13 protein-coding genes and 1 riboswitch are annotated in these 19,328 nt (G+C 43.2%); of the genes, 3 read left to right on the forward strand and 10 right to left on the reverse strand.

The features are described 5' to 3' along the window. Window position 1: 1 nt before the first annotated feature. The 4 genes from ELQ35_RS00085 to ELQ35_RS00100 form a co-directional block, all read right to left on the reverse strand. On the reverse strand, window positions 2-2,863 hold the full coding sequence (locus ELQ35_RS00085) for a 2-oxoglutarate dehydrogenase E1 component (RefSeq protein ID WP_126862829.1): 2,862 nt from the start codon (window positions 2,861-2,863) through the stop codon (window positions 2-4). 374 nt (window positions 2,864-3,237) lie between these two features. Continuing rightward, entirely contained in the window at window positions 3,238-4,317 is a 1,080-nt protein-coding gene (mnmH, locus tag ELQ35_RS00090) for a tRNA 2-selenouridine(34) synthase MnmH (RefSeq protein WP_246025910.1), read from the reverse strand. 81 nt (window positions 4,318-4,398) lie between these two features. After that, window positions 4,399-7,848 (reverse strand): methionine synthase, encoded by a 3,450-nt coding sequence (gene metH, locus ELQ35_RS00095; RefSeq protein ID WP_126862831.1) that lies wholly within the window; start codon window positions 7,846-7,848, stop codon window positions 4,399-4,401. Continuing rightward, window positions 7,841-9,688: a bifunctional homocysteine S-methyltransferase/methylenetetrahydrofolate reductase gene (locus ELQ35_RS00100; protein ID WP_126862832.1), complete on the reverse strand. Its 1,848-nt coding sequence runs from the start codon at window positions 9,686-9,688 to the stop codon at window positions 7,841-7,843. The genes metH and ELQ35_RS00100 overlap by 8 nt, the downstream gene beginning before the upstream one ends. 97 nt (window positions 9,689-9,785) lie before the next feature. Continuing rightward, window positions 9,786-9,886, reverse strand: a riboswitch (SAM riboswitch). Between the two features lie 185 nt (window positions 9,887-10,071). Between ELQ35_RS00100 and ELQ35_RS00105 the strand changes: the two genes are divergently transcribed. Next, window positions 10,072-10,686 (forward strand): class I SAM-dependent methyltransferase, encoded by a 615-nt coding sequence (locus tag ELQ35_RS00105; protein ID WP_126862833.1) that lies wholly within the window; start codon window positions 10,072-10,074, stop codon window positions 10,684-10,686. An 83-nt stretch (window positions 10,687-10,769) separates the two neighbouring features. Here the strand turns inward: ELQ35_RS00105 and ELQ35_RS00110 are convergent, their stop codons facing one another. Then, a complete protein-coding gene (locus tag ELQ35_RS00110) occupies window positions 10,770-11,426 on the reverse strand; it encodes an MOSC domain-containing protein (protein ID WP_126862834.1) in 657 nt (218 codons plus the stop codon). 254 nt (window positions 11,427-11,680) lie between these two features. Then, window positions 11,681-11,803 carry a putative holin-like toxin gene (locus ELQ35_RS22780; protein ID WP_221884939.1) on the reverse strand — a complete coding sequence of 41 codons (123 nt, stop codon included), beginning with the start codon at window positions 11,801-11,803 and terminating at the stop codon, window positions 11,681-11,683. Between the two features lie 447 nt (window positions 11,804-12,250). Between ELQ35_RS22780 and mscL the strand changes: the two genes are divergently transcribed. Next, complete coding sequence (gene mscL, locus ELQ35_RS00115) at window positions 12,251-12,706, forward strand: large conductance mechanosensitive channel protein MscL (protein WP_126862835.1); 456 nt, start codon at window positions 12,251-12,253, stop codon at window positions 12,704-12,706. Between the two features lie 278 nt (window positions 12,707-12,984). Here the strand turns inward: mscL and ELQ35_RS00120 are convergent, their stop codons facing one another. Both ELQ35_RS00120 and ku read right to left on the reverse strand, forming a co-directional pair. Further along, window positions 12,985-13,662 carry a phosphatase PAP2 family protein gene (locus tag ELQ35_RS00120; RefSeq protein ID WP_126862836.1) on the reverse strand — a complete coding sequence of 226 codons (678 nt, stop codon included), beginning with the start codon at window positions 13,660-13,662 and terminating at the stop codon, window positions 12,985-12,987. A gap of 169 nt (window positions 13,663-13,831) precedes the next feature. After that, complete coding sequence (gene ku / locus ELQ35_RS00125) at window positions 13,832-14,665, reverse strand: non-homologous end joining protein Ku (RefSeq protein WP_126862837.1); 834 nt, start codon at window positions 14,663-14,665, stop codon at window positions 13,832-13,834. Window positions 14,666-14,836: 171 nt separating this feature from the next. On the opposite strand from ku, the gene ligD reads away from it, so the two are divergent. After that, window positions 14,837-16,678: a DNA ligase D gene (gene ligD / locus ELQ35_RS00130; protein ID WP_126862838.1), complete on the forward strand. Its 1,842-nt coding sequence runs from the start codon at window positions 14,837-14,839 to the stop codon at window positions 16,676-16,678. Between the two features lie 49 nt (window positions 16,679-16,727). On the opposite strand, the gene dapF is transcribed toward ligD, so the two are convergent. Beyond that, window positions 16,728-17,714 carry a diaminopimelate epimerase gene (gene dapF, locus ELQ35_RS00135; RefSeq protein WP_126862839.1) on the reverse strand — a complete coding sequence of 329 codons (987 nt, stop codon included), beginning with the start codon at window positions 17,712-17,714 and terminating at the stop codon, window positions 16,728-16,730. 203 nt (window positions 17,715-17,917) lie between these two features. Continuing rightward, on the reverse strand, window positions 17,918-19,213 hold the full coding sequence (locus tag ELQ35_RS00140) for an NCS2 family permease (protein WP_126862840.1): 1,296 nt from the start codon (window positions 19,211-19,213) through the stop codon (window positions 17,918-17,920). Window positions 19,214-19,328: the final 115 nt, after the last annotated feature.

A 19,328-nucleotide genomic window follows, 5' to 3' on the forward strand; every position in this document is an offset into this window, starting at 1 on the left:
CTTACTTTTCCCCCTCCATCGTCTTCGTAATTGCTTCATTCATGATTCGTTGCTGATCCATCTTATGAACTAGTGGATCTCCTTCCGCAGGACTGGATCTGCGTTTTCTGCCAAAATAAGAAACAGTCAGCCCATTTGGTGCCGCAGCATTTATTCTTGGTTCAACGAAGGACCATGCCCCCATATTTTTAGGCTCTTCTTGAACCCAGACAACTTCTTTTAAGTTTGGATATTTATTAAGCAGATCGCAAATTCCTTTAAACGGGAACGGATATATTTCTTCGATACTTATGATTTTCAACCACTCAAGATCTTTCTCAGAAGCTGCCTTTTCTCTCAATTCCACAGCAATTTTACCCGTACAGAAAACCACCCGTTCTACTGCTTCCGGTTTTCCGCCAGGCGTTTCAATGATTGATTGGAATTCTCCTTCGCTGAATTCAGAAACCCCGGATGCCATGGATTGATTTCGAAGCATACTCTTCGGAGTCATGATCACAAGCGGGCGTACTTCATCCAGCTCGAGGATTTTTGCCTGTCTTCTGAGAATATGGAAGTACTGTGCCGCCGAGCTCAGGTTTGCGACAGTCCAGTTATTTTCCGCAGCCAGTGATAAGTACCGTTCGAGACGGGCGCTTGAGTGTTCTGGACCCTGGCCCTCATAGCCATGTGGGAGCAACATCACAAGACCTGATTTTTGGCCCCATTTAGCGCGTCCTGCAGAGATGAATTGATCAAAAATAACCTGTCCTGTATTCGCAAAATCGCCGAATTGAGCTTCCCAGAGTACCAGTGTTTCTGGTGCGAACACATTATAGCCGTATTCGAATCCAAGAACAGCGGTTTCAGTTAATGGGCTGTTATGCACGGCAAAGGAAGCATTGACATTCTCCAGCGTATGAAGCGGGGAATATGTCTTCCCATTTTCACTGTCATGAAGTACGATATTACGCTGTGCAAATGTTCCGCGTTCAGAATCCTGCCCTGTTAACCGAATTGGGGTTCCATCTATCAATATAGAAGCAAACGCCATTATTTCAGCATGGGCCCAATCAATTTTTCCATTATCGCCAAAGGAATCAAGACGGCGGGATAGGATGCGTCCAAGCTTTTTATTAACGGTAAAGCCTTCAGGCCATTTCAATAAGTTTTCATTAATTGCTGTCAACTCTTCTGTTGAAACGGCGGTATCAAGTTTTGGCAGTCCATGTCCAACCGTTTCCGGAGGATTCAATTCATGGGGTTCCTCTGGTTTGATTCCAGACACCTTATTATAAGCTTCTGAAAGTCTAGTCTCTACCTGTTCTTCGATCGCCGCGATTTCTTCTTTGGTAATCTCTCCAGCCTGAAGAAGTCTTTCCGCATAAATTTCTTTTACCGTACGGTGCTTATGAACCAGGGCATACATCTGCGGCTGGGTAACCAGCGGTTCATCCATTTCGTTATGACCGAAACGTCTGTAGCCGATTAAGTCAATCAGAAAGTCCTTCTTGAACTTTGTACGATATTGATGAGCAAGCGAAACGGCAGCCAAACATGCTTCCAAATCATCCGCATTGACATGTACAATCGGAATTTCGAAGCCTTTTGCCGGATCGCTCGCATATTTAGTTGAACGTGAATCTTCACTCTCTGTCGTAAAACCGATCGTATTATTTGCAATGATATGGATGGCCCCGCCTACTTGGTAACCTTTTAATCTGCTTAAATTAAGCGTTTCAGCTGTAATACCTTCCCCAGGGAACGCGGCGTCACCATGAATTAAGATAGAAAGCGACCTTTCAACGTCTTGTTTAGGAAACCCGGATTGCTTTCTGTCATCCTGGGCCGCACGGGTATATCCTTCAACAATCGGACCGACTACTTCCAAATGGCTAGGGTTATTTGCAAGGGTCAGCCTCGCTTTTTGTGTGTTTTCTTTTGTAATTTGTTTATCGAGTCCTAAATGGTATTTTACGTCGCCTGTCCAGCCATAGTTAATCCCAATTGAACCCTCAGAAGGGACTAGATCTGTATTAGGGGAATGCTGGAATTCAGAGAAAACCACTTCATAAGGTTTGCTCAGTACATGTGCCAACACATTTAAACGTCCCCTGTGAGCCATTGCGATGTTAACGTCTGGTGTACCGTTTTGGACAGTTTTTGATATAATTTCATCAAGAACCGGCACTAATGCATCAAGACCTTCAATCGAAAAACGCTTTTGGCCTACGTACGTACGATGCAGGAATTTTTCAAAACCTTCTACCTCATTTAATCGTTTTAATAATAAAGCTTTCTTTTCTGTCGAAATCTCCGGAGATATTTTTCCTGATTCAACCATATCTTTCAGCCATCTTCTTTCCTCAAGATCATTTACCTGAGAAAATTCAAAAGCAATTTTTTTAGTATAGCGTTCTTTCAAATATTGTATTTCTTCATAAGCGTTTTCCACATTTGCCGGCGCATCCGACCAAATCAGATCTGCCGATATATTTTTCAAATCTTCAACTGTCAACCCGTAATTTTCCAGATGAAGGAGATCAGTATCGAGCGGCACTTCATTTAACGGATAAATATCAGCAGCAAGATGTCCGTATGTACGAATATTCTCAGCTAGCTTTACTGCAGCCATTACTTTCTTTACAGAAATTGAATCGCCCTTTAAAGCAGGCAATTGCTGCTGAACCGGAGCTCCGGTCTGTGGGCTTCCCGTAAGAATCTCTTCCGATGGAGGTCCATAGGTTTCAAAAAAAGTTTTTAGTTCCGGATCGACTTCATCCGGATTGGTTTGGTATAAATCGAATTGTTCCATGACGTACCCAAGGTTAGGACCGGAAAAAACTTTCCATGGGTCATATGCCTTAGCATCATTGTTGGTCATTTCTGTAAACCCCCAACTGTTCGTAGAATTTTGATATCTTCGTTCTACCTTAAAATAAGTAATGCCCTTTTTTTTTTAACTATTTTAAGCAAACTATACAAAAATAGTTATTTTATTAAAAGATTATTAAAATTCTAAGCATAAAACGTTTACAGATGTTATATTACCATGTTTGTGAAGAAATATCCAAAGGTTATCACTGTAATAATTGTGAAAAATGGAGGTGATTTACGGGTTATTGCACGAAAAAAGGACAAAACCACATCTTTTTAACTATTTGCTGTGCTTTTTACCACTTTATCAATAAAAAGGGACTGACAAGAAGTGCGTCGTCCCTTGAACGTACATCGTTTTTTAATGAATAATAAAATATACTATATTCCTATCGCCGCTGGTTTCGAAAATCCGGTTTTCTCAATGATTTTCTCTATTTCTGCAACCGCCGCCTGGATGGAATCGGCATCCACAAAGAAAAACCCACCCTCATATGAATTTTCTTTATGTGAATAACGGGGGTCATAATAATCAACAAAGAGGATGTTGATCAGTTGTTCATAATTTTCGCTTTTAACAGCATGATACAGGTTTTCCAAAGTTTGTTTGTTTTTAATTCGTCTTTCAATTTTTTGCAGACTTTCCCACACTCTGTCTTTAAACCATGAACATTCTTTATACGGGGTGACATATTCCTGGTATGTGCGCTCGATTCGCTTCTCCATCGATGCACATACACTGATATGAATTCCTTCTTCCTTTGCTTTAAGAAGAAAATCGGGCTGAGTAGCACGGCCGATTCGTTTGCTTTCAGCCTCCATTAAAAAAAAGTCCTTAGACTGGATCGATGATAACCCGTCGAAAAGCAAGGAATCAAAAATTTTCTGGTTGTGCGGCTTTTCTTCTCCAAAATCCCCAAAAACGGAACCGCGGTGTTTCGCAATCCCTTCAAGGTCAAGAATAGGGTAACCCTTTTGTTTCAGACCGTGGAGAATCAATGTTTTGCCGACCCCGGTCATCCCGTGAAGGACAATGGCTTTCCCTTGCACGAGATCCGGTGTTTTTTCGAGGATCCTTTCACGATAAGCGCGGTAGCCGCCGGCAATTCTAGAAACCTCAATGCCTGACAAAGTCGCAAAGGCAGCCATGGATTGGCTTCTGCTGCCGCCTCGCCAGCAAAACAAGACAGGTTCCTTGCCGCTCTCCTGTACCCTCTTTATTTCACCAAGCAGGCCAGGAAGCTTTGGAGAGACGATCTGCATGGCTCTCCATTTTGCCGCTTCTGATCCTGATTGTTTATAAATTGTGCCTATTTCCGTTCTTTCCTCATTTGTAAACAGCGGAAGGTTTTTCGCATGGGGAATCGAGCCTTCTTCAAACTCAATCGGAGAGCGTACATCGATTGCAATGGAATCGGGTTTCTGGATAAATTCATCAATGGATAATTCTTTCAATGACATTGCCTCCTTCTTCATATCTTATTATAGTCAAACAATGCATTTATACAAACAAGAAAAAGAAGCGGAAGCCGCTTCTTCTCTTTATTTATTAACATTGAAATAGCGTGCTTCAGGATGCGCAAAGACAATCGCTGACACGGATGCCTCTGGTTCCATCATGAAGCCCTCAGTCAGCTTGACGCCGATTTCCTCTGGTTTCAGCAAACGGAACAGCTTTGCCTGGTCTTCCAAATCAGGGCACGCCGGATAACCGAACGAATATCTTTGTCCTGTATACTTCGCAGCAAACCGCTCCTTCATCGTCATTTCCATTGAATCACCAATTCCCAGGGCATCTCTCATCAACTGGTGCATCCGTTCGGCAAAGCCTTCCGCCGTTTCCAGCGCAAGAGCGGATATAGCATGGCTTTTCAAGAAATCTCCATCACGTTTCCATTGTTCTGCTAAAGCGCGGATTCCATTCCCTGCCGTCACGACAAACATTCCAACATAATCCATTTCACCCGATGAGACTGATTTGACATAGTCTGCTAAACAGAGGTAAGGACTGGTTTCCTGACGGGGAAAGTCGAAGGTCTCCAATACCTCATCCGTTTTTTCAGGATGATAGACCAGGACTTTGTTGCCCTCACTCTGGGCAGGAAAAAACTGATAGACGCCGTTCAAAGAATAATCCTTATTCTCTCTAAGGAAAGCTGCAAGTTCATCAGTTAAATTATGCAGCGATATAGTTCTTTCGTCTCCCTGCTTCAATAACTGATCCACTTTGCCTTTCAAGCCAAGGTGGTGCCCAAGCAGCATTTGTTTGTTGACATAAGGCAATATAACTTCAAATGGATAATCCTTAAGTACATGGCGTTTTAGGTCTGCTGGTTTCTTTACCGGAACATCGGTTAAAACAGGTGCTGCTGATTTCTTTACTTCAGGTTTTACAATAAGAGCCGCTGCCACGGCGTTGGCTGCAGCAACCTTTCGTTTTGCATTCAAAGCCTCCAAATGCGCTTCCTTTTTTTCCTCGTCATGGAGGATATTTGCGGTAGCCAATCCATCCATCGCATCTTTGGCGTAAAGGACAGGACCTTGGTATTCTGGAGCTATCTTAAAATCGGTAAACTTTCGCGATAACGCAGCTCCGCCAACCAGGATCGGTGTATCGATACCAGTCTGTTTTAAATCCTGTGCCGTCAGTACCATTTGCTGCGCTGACTTTACTAATAAACCCGAAAGGCCTACTACTGTCGGTTTGTGGGCGCGGACGGCTTCAATAATTTGCTGGGAGTTGATTTTGATGCCCAAATCAATCACTTCATATCCATTATTGGAGAGGATGATATCGACTAAATTTTTTCCGATATCATGAACATCCCCTTTCACCGTAGCCAATAAGACTTTTCCTTTTTTAGCGCTATCGGATTCGTTTTCCATCAAGGGCTCAAGATAGGAAACGGCTGCTTTCATCGCTTCGGCACTTTGAAGTACCTCCGCGACAATGAGCTGATTATCATTGAATAATCTGCCCACCTCAGCCATTCCGTCCATAAGCGGACCGTTTATGATTCCAAGCGGTTCATCGCCTCTTTGCAGGGCGGCTTGAAGATCGACTATAAGCCCTTCCTTTGTACCCTCGATGATATAATTAGCCAGCCTTTCCTCTAGAGGCAGCAAGGCAATGTTCTCCTTCTTCTCCACTTTCTTACCACGATAAAACTCGGTGAATGTCTGCAGTGTTTCCTTTGATGTTTCAAAAAGCAGCGCCTCAGCGAGTTTTATTTCTTCTTCGGGGATCGAAGCGAATCGTTCAAGCTTCTCAGTGTTGACGATCGCATAATCAAGCCCCGCCTTTGTACAGTGATACAAATACACAGCATTCAATATTTCTCTTCCCCGTGATGGAAGCCCGAATGATACATTTGAAATGCCTAAAATCGTCAAGCATTCCGGGAACGTCTCTTTGATAGCCTGGATTCCTTTTACCGTTTCTAGAGCCGCGCCAATATACTGCTCGTCACCGGTGCCGACCGGGAAAACAAGCGGATCAAATATCAGGTCTTCCCGGTTCAGCCCGTATTTATTTACGAGAAGATCGACAGAGCGTGAAGCGATTTCCAGCTTGCGCTCAGCATCGACAGCCATGCCCGTTTCGTCAATCGTACCGACTACGACGGCACCCCCGTATTGATGGAGGAGCGGGACAATTTTCTCAAACCGCTCTTCCCCGTCCTCCAAATTAATTGAATTGATGATTGCCTTTCCCTGGGAGTGCTTTAGAGCTACTTCTAATACCGCTTCATCGGTTGTATCGATCACCAGCGGCACCTTTACCTTTTTGACAACCTCCTGGACGAACTCTTTCATATTGCCAAACTCATCATCATCCGGATCTGCCAAACATATATCAATGACGTGAGCCCCTTTTTTAACCTGGGCTCTTGCAATCTCCGCTGCAGACTCGAAATGCTTATCGCGGATTAATTGCTTGAATTTACGTGAACCGATCACATTCGTCCGTTCCCCGACGAACAGAGGGCGCATCGAATCATCATATAGAAGCGGCTCAATTCCCGATACGGCATGCTGATGGGTCGTTTGCGACAGCACGCGTGGACGGATTTCCTGTAACACAGTGGACAGCTCTTTAATATGCATTGGAGTCGTTCCACAGCAGCCGCCGATAATATTCACCCAGCCTTTTTCCGCGAATTGAAGCATTTTCCCGGCCAGCGACTCAGGTGTCTCATGGTAATGGCCTTCTTCATCAGGGAGACCGGCATTCGGGTAGCAGCTGACACCAGAGTCAGATAGTTCCGAAAGACTTCTGATATGGTCAGTCATGAATTCGGGGCCTGTCGCACAATTCAAACCGACGGCGAGCGGCTTCATGTGCTCGCAAGATAGGTAAAAAGCTTCGATCGACTGCCCGGCAAGCGTCGTACCCATTGGTTCAATCGTTCCGGAAATGATAATCGGAAGCTCTGTCCCTGTTAAGGAGAAAGCATTTTTTATTCCGGTGTAAGCGGCTTTAACATTCAGCATATCCTGGCTTGTTTCAACAAGGAGCAGGTCACATCCCCCATCGATTAAGCCTCTGGCCTGTTCTTCGTATGATGCTGATAATACGTCAAAAGTTGTTCCGCCTGTCACGGATAGGGTCTTTGTTGTCGGCCCCATTGATCCCGCCACAAACCTAGGCCACGTTTCTGAAGAATACTTATCACAGGCTGCTCTTGCCAGCTCTGCTGATCTTTTGTTCAGCTCATACGCCAAAGAGCCTAAATCGTATTCATCCAATACGATATCGGTAGCCCCGAACGTGTTTGTTTCAATGATATCGGACCCGGCTTTTAAATAAGCTTCATGTATGGATTGAATAACTTCCGGAGCTGTTATTGATAAATATTCATTGCACCCTTCGAACTCCTCTCCACCGAAATCTTCAGGCTTTAGATCGGCTGCCTGAATCATCGTCCCCATCGCACCATCGAGGATGAGGATCTTCTCTAACATTTGTTCCTTAAGCTGTCTTTTAGTCATGTGCTGTCACCTCTGCAAATCGTTCGCTGTCGATTTTTCTAATATACTGAGAAAGCTCTGCCGTCATTTCGTAACGTAAAAATGGCGTTATTAAATAAATCCCTTTGAATTTTTCCATCACCGCATCGACTAAATTCCTTGCAATCGCAATCCCCTCAGTCCTTGCCTTGACTGGATCGCTTCCCGCTGCTGCCATAGCTCTCCTTACATCGTCAGGAAGTTTAATGCCTGGTATCTCATTATGAATAAATTCGGCATTCCGGGAGCTTGTGAGCGGCATGATTCCGATAAAAACCGGAGTCCGCAAATGCTTCGTAGCTTCGTACACTTCCTCAATTTGGTCTAACGAGTATACTGGCTGGGTCAAAAAGGATTGGGCACCGCATGCGATTTTCTTCTCCAGCCGCTGCACTGCTTTATGGATATAACGGACATTAGGATTGAAGGCGGCTGCAATTTTAAAATTAGAACGCTTGCCCAGACTCTGCCCGGAATAGGACAAGCCCTCATTGAACTGTTTCACAAGGCTGATTAAATCTAGCGATGAGAGGTCATAAACGGAAGTAGCCCCCGGGAAGTCACCGATTTTCGAAGGATCTCCGGTCACGATAAGCAATTCTTCCAAGCCAAGCGTTTGCAGGCCCATCAAGTGTGACTGCAAACCGATTAAATTGCGGTCGCGGCAGGTAATATGGATGAGCGGGTTGGTACCGACTTGGTTTTTTAACATGGTACCGACTGCTATATTGCTGATTCTTGGCGTTGCAAGCGAATTATCAGCCAATGTAATTGAATCCACCCCTGCATCATGCAACACCTGTGCACCGGCCAAAAACGTTTCAATCCCTAGTTTTTTAGGCGGATCCAATTCCACAAGTATCGTTCTTTCTGTTTTAGCTTTTTCATGCAGACCGATTGTTGTATCATTATCGTTTATTTCAATAATTTCAATATGACGAGCTTTAATTTCTTTCTCTTTGATTGGCTGGAGGTCGCCAAGCGCCTGTTTCACTGCTTTAATATGTTTTGGAGTGGTTCCGCAACAACCGCCAATAATCCTGGCCCCCTGCTCCCGAAGCTTCAGGGCACTTGAACCGAAATAGTCGGGCACCGCTTCATAGACCAATCGTCCGTCTACATAGTCAGGCAGGCTTGCATTCGGGTACACAGCAATGTATGCGTGTTTGGGAAGCGGCACTTCTTCAAGGGATCGTATCATATGATGCGGCCCTAACCGGCAGTTCACCCCGACTACATCGGCTCCCAATTCTCCGAGTCTCTGAAATGCTTCATTCAGATGAATCCCATTTTGTAAATAGCCGATCTCGTGCATCGACACATTGGCAATAATCGGCAGCCCTGTCTCATTACGGGCGAGTTGCAGCACCGTCTCAAGTTCCTCTATATCGTAGTATGTTTCTAAGATCAAACCATCCGGTTGTTCCATCAGCTGGCTGTACAGTTGCTCCCTGAAGCTTCTTTTAATTTCTTCAAGGCTCAAATCTGATTTACGGATGCTCCTTGACGCTCCGATCGTTCCAAAAACGAATGCCTTCTTCTTTGCTGCCTTCCTCGCTATGGAAATTCCTTTTCTATTAATGGTGCTTACCTCATCCTCAAGCCCATAGCGCTTCAGTTTATAGTAGTTTGCACCATATGTATTGGATTGGAGAATGTTTGCCCCCGCATCCAAGTAGGCCGAATGGATGGTTTCAATACGCTCAGGTTCGCTAATGTTCAGCTCCTCATAGCAATTATCAATTCCGTTTGAATATAAAAGGGTGCCCATTGCCCCATCACCTATTAGTATGCTTGTCTTTACTTCCTCACGAAAATCCATCATGCACCCCTCCTAGACACAGTAACAAGTCGAAACCTGAAATTTTCTTATCGAGAAAAAAGGCCTTCTTTCAAGAAGAAGGCCTTTTTTCACATTCTCCTCATCTATCAAGCTCTAGCTTGCTGGATTTAGCACCTTGGCGGTAAGCCGGTTGCTGAGGCTTCAAAGGGCCAGTCCCTCCACCTCTCTCGATAAGATACTATAAAGTTGTTTGCATATTCTAAATTTAATAATTACTACTTTACATGATGAAAAGGTGAATTTCAATACTTTCTTGAAGATTTCATATTTATTCCTTTAAATTGTTGATCTTGTGCATGGTTTCAAAGATTCCATTTTGGTGAATATAAACATATCAGAAATAACCATGAGGAGGAGCCTAAATGCTTGGAACACTCGCAAAGCAGTTTCGAAAACCGGAGGGTATTTTGGGCAAATTAGCCGGCAAGATTATGTTTTTTGAAAACCGGAAGATTAATCGCTGGACAATCGATCGGCTTACGGTCAAACCGGGCGATTATGTATTGGAAGTCGGTTTTGGCCCCGGATACGCTATTGAGGAAATGTTCCAGAAGCAGCGGAACCTGAAAATAGATGGCATCGATATTTCGGACACCATGGTCCAGGACGCCCATGACCGAAATGAAAAAGCGATCGTCAATGGCCGTCTGAAGCTCTACGAAGGAGAAATCGAGGATTATAATCAAGAGTTATACCGATATGACAAGGTCTTGTCGGTTAATAACTATCCATTATGGAAGAATAAAAAGAAATCATTGGTGCGTATCCATCAACTGATGAAAGACGGCGGCAAAATCGCCATCACCGTTCAGCCGCGTGAAGAAGATGCCTCCCGCGAAAAGACATTTTTCCATGCCTTCCAGATTGAGCAGGATTTATTTTATGTAGGCTTCCGCGATATTTCGGTAAAATTCAAAAAAGTAAAACCTGAGTTAACCGTCTGTGTAACGGGGATCTGCAGAAAGAAACATATCTGACGAACAAAAAAGGCCCAGACCTTTCCAACAACATGGAAACAGAAAGTTATCCAAGCCGCTATTTGAGTAGATCAGACTGTGCTTTACATACTTGACAGCGAATCTCTTCTTTGCTCTGCTTTACTTTTCCATACATCAGCAAGTTCTGTTACGCCAAGCAATTTATCCAGGCCTTCCAATCCATCCTTGCCGTGAAAATAAACTTCATTTCCATACAGTACGCTTACCCTGTCCTGCATCCGTTGCACCAGTTCGATACTATCACTGTTATTGAGAGTCCCTTCTTCAAGAACCCTGGCAAAATAGCCGGTAAATGATGTCTCAATAACCTTTTTCAAAAAATCAGGCTCGCCATTAAAATAAGAGATCGTTGCGCAGGGGATTCGCCCCTGGGTAATCTGGACAAGACATTCACCTATTTTGAAGATGTCACCTATGTATACTTGCTTTTCTTTCATTCCGGCGACCGTGATATTCTCGCCAAAAGCCGGCACAGGCAGTTTTCTTCCCCAGAGTTCTTCCCACATCGCATAATGCTCATATGGATAAAAGCAGATCACCCTGTCAGGGCCACCGTGACTTTTCCTGTTGCCTATCCCGTCTCCTTTGATTTCTTTCTTTGTAACCAAGGAGCTTTTTACCATCTTTTTATCCATCGCTGTGTCAAGCTGAAGTCCTGAGAAGACTCGCAACTGTGGTTTCCCTATCTGAAACGAAATGATTTTACCAGTTAAAGCCATTACTTTCTCCCCTTTTCTCCAATGATTTTTACTTTTTATTATACTAAACTAGACGATAGCTTTCTACCAGCCAGCCTTTCGGTTTCGTGACAGATGTGAAATCTTGTGGTATTATAAATATAGATATGTAAAACAAGAAAAGCCGTAAATGTGGCAGCATTTACGGCCTTACGATAGACGGGTCCCTCCAGAGGGGGGTCGGCCTATAATGTATGAATAGACCTCTCCCTCATTTTTTTGCTGGCAAGGGAGGTCTATTTTTTATTTTGGTAAGACAAAATGGCAATCACAACTGTTGCAAAGGAAAACATCGCCATTAAGGCTTCAAAAATGGTCACAAGCATCACCCCCTTTCCCGGGGCTAGCCGACCTCCCATAAGGATTCTTCTATCGTATCTTTATTATAGCATAATATAGCCTATTTTTCGAACACCCGTTCTGTTTTTCTGAAATAATGACTTTTGTACTAATTTTTATCTTTTTTACCACTACTTAAAGCACAAAATCTTCTGAAAATAGTTGCCATCAGAAAAAAAGGTATGCTAAAATAAAAACACAATATATAGTTGATATCCTACCACGTTCGCCTATATATTGATTTCCAAAAGTAAGATTTCCTCTTCTTTCGCTCTTTTAAAAAGGGCGTTTTTTTTCGCCTATTTTCCTGTTTGAAAAATACTAAACTAAAGTGTGAGAGAGTGGAAACTGATATTTGTTAAATTGGCCTAATACAAGCTACAATAAATATCTATTGTTCTCAAGCGTTCATATTGAACAGTTCAGATTATTGCAAATTGATGCATAAAGAAAGGAATGGGACAGTCTTGTTCAAGGAATTTAAAAAGTTCATCATGCGGGGAAATGTACTCGATCTGGCGGTAGGCGTTGTTATCGGTGCTGCCTTTAGTAAAATTGTTGATTCAACAGTGAATGATATATTGATGCCGCCAATTGGTCTTATTATCGGTAAAGTTGATTTTAGCAATCTATACATTAATTTGTCAGGAAAGGACTACAGTTCGCTTGCCGATGCCCAGGAAGCGGGAGCCGCTACGATTAATTACGGTCTTTTCCTTACTAATATCATTAACTTTTTAATTATTACCTTCGTGATCTTCCTGATTGTCAAACAGGTGAATCGTTATCACAACAAAGCAGAACCTAAAACTGCCGTTACGAAAAAATGCCCCGAGTGTATCTCGGACATTCCAATTTCAGCGAGGCGGTGCCCGGCCTGCACGACTTATTTACCTGAGACTGAAAATGAGTGGACTACTTAAGAAAAGCGCAAGCGCTTTGTTCAAAGGAACGTCGACTAAGATCCGCGACGTCCTGTGGCAAACGTCGATGTCAGCGCATCCTGCACAAGTCCAACCAGCATAAGACGAGCATCTGATGGGGAGCGGTTTTCTCCCCATCAGATGATTAGCTAGACCATAGAGGCCGACTAAGATCGCCACGCCCTTATGTCTTCGTCGGGGCTAGGCTGCTTGCGCTAGACACCAGTCACATTGAAAAAGTTATACTTTTTCTTAAAAGCTGGAAAAAATCCTTCGCATCACAGTTCCCGCCTTTTATGGCTTTTTTTCGCCAGCGTGTACTCGGCGTACCGTAAGCCAAGGCCGCAAATGGTCAACCATGCGCCGCCAGCCGCAAAACCTGCAATGACATCACTTGGATAATGAACTCCTAAATAAATCCTGCTTATTCCGATAAGCAATATTGCCACTACGCATAAACCCACACAAATCCAATCAAGATATAGACGCCTGGACACTTTAACGAGAACAATGGCCAGCGATCCATACAAGATAAACGAACCCATGGAATGGCCGCTTGGAAAACTGAATCCGTGTTCAATAATAATCGGCAATATATCGGGTCTTTCTCTTCTAAAAATCGATTTTAACACAATATTAAAAATCGATCCTAGCCCGGAAGAAACTATTAAAAAAATTGCATACCTTTTTTTATGTAAAACCGCCAAAATAAGCGAAGCCACGATTACTGCGCTTCCAAGCCACCTGATCGATCCGAAGAATGTCAGGAATTTCATGAACGATGTCAGCTTGTCGGAAATAAGCCCCTGAATAAATTGAATAATCGTATTGTCAAACCGGTCCAGTTCATTTTCTCTCAGTTCTTCAACCAAGCCTATGAATATGACAATATAAGAGACCAATAACACTGCTATGAATGAAAAGTAAATAATTGTTTTGTATTTCAGCAAAATCACCCCAGACAAAACCTATTAGGAATCGGTTTTCTTTAGAAATATACCTCAATTCTGCTTTAATAAACAAGAATTTATGCTTTTCCTGTTTGCCGGATGATCCAATTCCTCTTAACGTGAAAAAACTAGAGCGGAGAAAAGGATCTTTGCCCGCTCTGGCTCATTTTAGGAATCAAGCTTCTTTCTTTTTGGAAGCAGGTTTTTTTCGTGTCGTTTTTTTCTTGGTAGCTGGCTTTGTTCTGTCGATAGATGCTTGCAACGCGGCCATTAAATCGGTTACATTGGAAACAGCCGGCTCCTTTTCTTTGGCAGAAACGGTTTTCTTGCCTGTCTTTTTGGATTCGATAAGGTCTAACAGGGCCGTCCGATACTCATCGTGATATTTATCCGGTTCAAATTCGGTCGTTAATTGGTCAATCAGCAAAACGGCTGTGTCGAGTTCTTTCTTTGTAATATTTTCTCCTGTTGGGATATTGGGGACATCGGCTGAAGGCCGGACTTCATCAGGGAAATGGATCGTTTCCATGAGCAGTGTATTTTCGACAACCCGGATGATGGCAAGCTGTTCTTTCGACCTGATTATAATTTTTGCGATCCCTACCTTCTTCGAATCCTCAAGGGCCTTCCGAAGTAGGGAGTATGCTTTAACACCGCCTTCATTAGGAGACATGTAATAACTTTTGTTAAAATAGATCGGATCGATTTCTTCCATTTTTACAAAATCGACAATTTCGACAGCTTTATCTTCATTTTCTTTTCGCAACTGCTCCAATTCCTCATCTTCGAGCACGACGAATTTCCCTTTCGCATATTCATAAGCTCGCACGATATCATCTTTACCCACTTCTTTTCCACAGACAGGGCAGACCTTTTCATACTTAATCGGGGAATGGCATTCCTTATGGAGCGTTCTTAGCGAAATGTCTTTATTTTCAGTGGCTGCATGAAGCTTGATCGGGATATTTACCAACCCAAAGCTGATGCTGCCTTTCCACATCGTATGCATAATTTCACCTTCTTTCTCTTCGCTTTAAAATAAGTTATACGCATATTTTTTCTCTCCCGCTTTAAAATAACACCTATAAACAATTGGTAATAAGAATAGCGGAAGCGCCTGCTCGGCCCTGACAAGCATAAGAGAGATCCCGAAAGATTCTGCGATAGAAAGAGTGATTTTATGAAACCAATGCTTCCCACCTATCATGAGACGGCACCAAAAGGAAAACCTTGGGGCTATGAAGTAAAGTATGACGGCTTCCGGGCCATCCTTGTGATTGAAGCAAATAAGGTAGAGCTGACAAGCCGGAACGGGAAGGATCTGTTGCCGGCATTTCCGGAAATCGAACGTTTTGTAAATAAGATAAAACCTAAGCTGAGCAAGCATTTACCTGTTCAATTCGATGGCGAGCTTGTCTGGCTTGCCAACCCTTTAAAAGCGGATTTCATGCATCTTCAGTGGAGAGGGCGCTTGCGCATAAAAAAGCCAATTGAAAAGGCATCTCTTCTTTCCCCTGTCTGTTTTATGGCTTTTGACCTCCTTATGCATAAAGGAAAGAGCTTCCATTTAGTGAAATATCACGAACGAAAAAAACAGCTTGAAACACTATGCGGGCTTTTAGAAATTCCGCTTCTTCCGAGTCCAGCCAATGAAGCAATCATTCAATATGTCCCTGTTTATAAAAACTTTACCGAGCTTTTCGAAAATGTGGTCCTGCATGATGGAGAAGGAATAGTCGCGAAGCACGAAAACAGTTTTTGGGAAGAGGGGAAAAGGACACCGCAGTGGGTAAAGACTAAAAATTGGCGAACGGTTGCCTGCTTTATTTCAGCGATGAATAAAGAAAACAGTTATTTTACCTTAGCAGTCTACAAAGCCGGCAGTCCGGTAAACATCGGGCAAATGAAAAATGGAATTGACAAAAGGGAAAGAGCAATTCTGCAGCAAATCATTATGCAAAACGCTTCTTCAGGGGATGAAAACAATTTTTATATCCATCCCTCGATCTGTCTTGCCGTCAATTATCTGCATGCGTATGACGAAGCAGAGTTGCGCGAATCGCAATTCAAAGAGTTTTTAACAGCAACTAAACCAGAGGAATGTACATGGGAAAGGTTTACTGGGAGCCAGTTCGCCTTTCCAGCAGGCATTTCGGTTACATCTGCCGATAAGCCTGTCTGGAAATCGGGGAACGAAGTGATAACGAAAATTGAATACATGCAATATTTGCGTGAAGTATCTTCCTGGTTTCTGCCGCATCTAACGGACAAAGGACTGACAACGATCAGATATCCGCACGGGACGATGAACGATGAACGCTTTTTTCAAAAAAATCGTCCGGAGTATGCCCCAGAATTCGTAAAATCCTATTTTGAGCATGATAATGATTATATTTTATGCAATGATATCCAAACGCTTATCTGGCTCGGCAATCAACTAGCAATCGAGTTTCATACACCATTCCAAAGAGCGGGAAAGACCGACCCAGACGAAATCGTTCTTGATTTGGATCCGCCTTCACCTGAGTTATTTCAGCTTGCAGTAAAGGCAGCTGTTGAGATCAAAAAAGTGCTTGATTCCATCAAAATGAAGGCATTTATCAAAACTTCCGGGAACAAAGGCCTGCAAATTCATATACCCTTGCCGGCTGATACATTCGGCTATCAGGACACGCGAATATTCACCGACTTTCTTGGTGATTTTCTGATAGGCGCATTCCCTGATGATTTTACCGTCGAGCGCCTTAAAAAAAACAGGTACAACCGCCTGTATCTTGACTTTGTCCAGCATAGTGAAGGAAAGACGATCATCTCCCCTTATTCAGCCCGCGGAAACGATTTTGCCGGTGTCGCCACGCCATTATACTGGGATGAGGTAACCGGAGATTTATCGATAAAGGATCACACTGTTTTGACGGTTCCGAAACGGATCAGAAGCCTTGGCTGCCCTTTTTCCGGATATGAAAAAGCGAGAAATGAACAGCCTTTCGAGGAAGTTATCCGGTTTCTAAAGCAGAGATAGATTTACAAAAAGATAGCCGGTCTGCTTTAAGCAGGACCGGCTTTTAGAATTACTTATCGCGTAAGTAATTCTGAACCTCTTTTTGGAATGCGGAATATACGCTTATTTCATTTTCGAATTTTTCTTGATTGGTCACTTTAAAATTCTGTTCATCACCGAGATCGATGTCAATTGCTGCTTTGTATTCATAGGTTCCATTGCCAATTAAATCAATCTTATATTGCTCTTTTTCCTGGTCATGACGAACAATACATTTTACCTGCCCGCCGTCATTATAAACAGAAATTTCTTTTTCCGGTTCATTCAGGCCGTTCAGACAGGTGACAATGCTTGAAGCCGACATCGCGGTTCCACAGGCATTCGTGAAACCAACGCCTCTTTCAAAGGTGCGGACAAAAATATGCCCCTTCTCGATCGGCTTAACGAAACTCACGTTGACACCATCAGGAAATAAATGATTGGGTCCATTCACTTCCTTCGCCAGAGTTTCCTGGACGTCGGAAGCGAGAACTTCTTCCGTTACAATCGAAATCAAATGTGGATTCGGGACAGCAAGCGCTGTAAATGAAAGCGAATTGGAAAGTCCAGGAAGCCTGCCGTTCAGCAGCGTCTCGTTTTCCATTTCAAGCGGCAGGTCTTTCACATGGAAAGATACCGGTGAGATTTCCACCATATAAGTAGGAATGCCCTGATAAATATCTTCTGTCTTCCCCACTGCAAGATTCGCTTTCATCGTTTCGATTACCAAATTGTCTCTGCCAAGCATTTCATCGACAAAACGTGCTACACAGCGGAGGCCATTCCCACACATCGATGCCTCTGAGCCATCTGCATTAAAAACGCGCATTCTCGCATCGCATGTTTCACTTTTCATCACAAAAAGAATTCCATCTGCGCCAAGTGTGTTGTTCCGGTTACAAAGAGCCAACGCAAGATTCTTCCGATCCTCTTCCGTAAAGGAGATATCCTTTGTTAGTTCATCGATTATTAAAAAGTCATTTCCCGATCCGTGGCATTTTAACAATTCTACATTCACGCAAATCACTTCTCCTATGTCCCTGCAATCTTTTTTAGATTATAACAGTTTGCAGGTTATTATACTATTCTAATAAAGATATTGCACCCTTAAAGGAGTTGTGGCCATGTAGATGAAATAAACAACGCAAAAAAAGCCATTCCTTGTAAACAATTCCGTACTATAGCACGGACATCTACTAGAACAACTTTCTTTACTTTAGCTTATACCTGTAAAACAAAGTAGGCTAAAAAAAGTGCCGCTATTATATACAACACAATTGAAACCTGTTTTGCCTTGCCAAGAATAAGCTTCAAGAAAGGATACACTATAAATCCAACGGCCATTCCGTCGGCAATGCTTGATGTGAATGGAATCATCACGATGATCAGGATTGCCGGAATGCTTTCAGATAAATCACTGAAATCGAGATGCTTGATTTTTTCAAGCATTAACATTCCGATAATGATCAAGATCGGAGCAATCGCGCTGTCCGGGATGATCTTAATCAGCGGAATAAACAGCAAGGACATGATGAATAGAATCCCGGTGACAACCGAAGTGAATCCGGTCCGGCCTCCAGAAGCAATCCCGGCTGCTGTTTCTACCGTTGCAACAGTAGGACTTGAACCGAAAATTCCGGATAAGAAAACAGATAAACCGGTTGCCCGGAATGCCTTTTGAAATCGTTCGGGGCGGTTAATGCTGTTAACGAATCCCTGAACAAGCCCGATATTTTCAAAAACAAGGACCATTGACATCGAAAATACAGCCATCCAGAACTCGAATGTTCCGATTTCTTTAAAGGACATCGAAAAGAAAACATCTTTATATGCTCCGATCTCAAGACCGCCAAATGACATCACCGAAAAATCGATCATTCCAAACAAAAGAGCAATAATGCAGCCTGCTAGTATCGTAATCAAAAAGCCGCCCTGTACGTTTCTGATAAACAAGGCCAGTGCAACCAGCAAAGTCAAAACAGAAACGATCACATCGGGGTCACCAAGATCGCCAAGAGCTATTATCGATGTATCCCCTCTTGTAATCAAGCCGCCTTTTTCCAGCCCGAGAAACATTAAAAATAAGCCCAGTCCAACGGTAATGGCTTCTTTAAGCGAGGCAGGGATCGATTCGTTGAGCACCCTTGAAAAAGGACTGAATGCGATAAGAAGAAAAATGATCCCTGATACAAAGACAGCACCGAGCGCCGATTGCCAGGACAATCCCATGCTGCCAACCATCGTATAGGCAAACAGCGCATTGATTCCCATTCCGGGTACAAGGATAATCGGCACATTGGCCCAAAACCCAACCAGGATGCAGCTAATCGCCGAAAGCAAGATGGTCGCAAGGATCGCTCCGTCAAGCGGTAAACCAGCTTCTGACAGAATCATCGAGTTAACGGCTACGATATAAACAATCGTGAAATAGCTGACAGATCCGGCAAGGATCTCACGCTTTACGGTCGATCCGCTTTCGGATAGCAAAAATGTTTTTTCCAAAAATGACTTGTTCATGTTGTGTCCTTATTTAATTGTATCCCTCGCCCACCCGTTTGTTTCAGTGACAAACCACACTATGTGATTGTAACAAAAATTCTTTCAATATCAAGTTTCCAATAAAGGAGTGCTT

Origin of the sequence: Peribacillus cavernae (genome assembly GCF_003989135.1) — a bacterium.
GTDB classification, from domain to species: Bacteria; Bacillota; Bacilli; order Bacillales; family DSM-1321; genus Peribacillus; species Peribacillus cavernae.